Below are 1,281 nucleotides of genomic sequence, written 5' to 3' on the forward strand. Positions count from 1 at the left end.
CCATTATACTAGCTATGGTAATATTTTGGATTTGTCAGATACTAATAATTCAAGGCAAGAATACAAAGCAAGATTGTATGCTTATAATAAGTTGGTAGGTCTTAGAGGTCTTATAAATGCCTATAAGGCAGGGTGTAGAAGCAAGCATGATATGGCTGAGTATCTTGATGTTACTGAGGCATTTTTGGATGAGGTGCTTGAGTGTTATACGAGGAAGTTTGGTGTGTCTACTGAGGTTGATAATTATGTTATTGCTTTTATTCCGAATTTAATTGTTATGGAGCTTGTTTAAAATATTTACCTTAAATAAGACGAGAAGCTACGATAAGACTTTAAAAGCTATGTTACTTCTCTTTATTATGATTAAATTTTGTTAGACAATTGTGTGATAAATACTCAATAAAAGATAGCTAGACGCATTGTAATTACAAATATCTAGCTATCTTTTATATAGTTTAATTCAAAATATATTAAATTAGAATCAGTCTAACTCAACATTATATTTATAATAATAATATACTTGATACAAAGCATCTTCTAATAAGTTTCACTTTTTCTTTTTTTCTGTATTTGAATTTAATCCATACCTCATCTATATCAACTATTGTTCCTTTGATTTCATATATACCTAAAATAGTGATTCTACATTTCTTACCTACCATATCTAAAAGTAACTTACTCATACTATCCCTCCCCCCCCCTATTATATAAATAATTTGTACTATAATATATTTTTCATTATCTACTCCTCCAAATATCTATCTCTAATATATAAACCTTCTATATTACATATATATTTTATAATATCTATATTTCCATTTGTACCAAAATACATATCTATGTATAATCCATTCACATCTAATGCAATCTCTAAATCTAACATATATATTGATATATGATTTCTTTCTCTTAAAGCTGTTTTCATCAATGAGCTAATAGCATAGTAATCATAATCAATTTCTTTAAAATCAAATAAAACATCTTTTACACCTTTAAGATACTCTAAATCTTTTTTGTCTAGAACCTTCTTTATACACTTCTTATTTTCACTAAAACAGTATTCATCTGAAATTATTATATCCTTACTATAACTCATTATAAGAAGTAATGCTCTTAAAAATTTTTCTTCTTGTTTTAAATATCTAGTTTTATCCTTATCTAAATCCCAAAATACATCTAATACACCATGAGGGGATTCAGCTTCCATCTGCTTTGGAAAACTATCTATTCCAAACCATCTATTATTAATTATTTCTTTATTCGTTTTATCTATATCTATAT

2 protein-coding genes and 1 pseudogene are annotated in these 1,281 nt (G+C 26.5%); 1 reads left to right on the forward strand and 2 read right to left on the reverse strand.

What is annotated here, in order from left to right; all coding sequences use genetic code 11:
- Positions 1 to 292: pseudogene (locus CHL78_RS20940) on the forward strand (hypothetical protein); the annotation flags it as partial.
- 211 nt (positions 293 to 503) lie between these two features.
- On the opposite strand, the gene CHL78_RS20185 reads toward CHL78_RS20940, so the two are convergent.
- A complete protein-coding gene (locus tag CHL78_RS20185) occupies positions 504 to 683 on the reverse strand; it encodes a DUF6897 domain-containing protein (protein WP_116041773.1) in 180 nt (59 codons plus the stop codon).
- A 59-nt stretch (positions 684 to 742) separates the two neighbouring features.
- Positions 743 to 1,281: hypothetical protein (locus CHL78_RS20945; RefSeq protein WP_199534142.1), on the reverse strand; the 539-nt coding region annotated here is incomplete at its 5' end.

The organism is Romboutsia weinsteinii (assembly GCF_002250835.2).
In the GTDB taxonomy this organism is placed as follows: domain Bacteria; phylum Bacillota; class Clostridia; order Peptostreptococcales; family Peptostreptococcaceae; genus Romboutsia_A; species Romboutsia_A weinsteinii.

What these genes read in the sequence shown, in the direction of transcription:
- CHL78_RS20185 (WP_116041773.1), bottom strand. Translation starts at nt 683, where the DNA reads ATGAGTAAGTTACTTTTAGATATGGTAGGTAAGAAATGTAGAATCACT.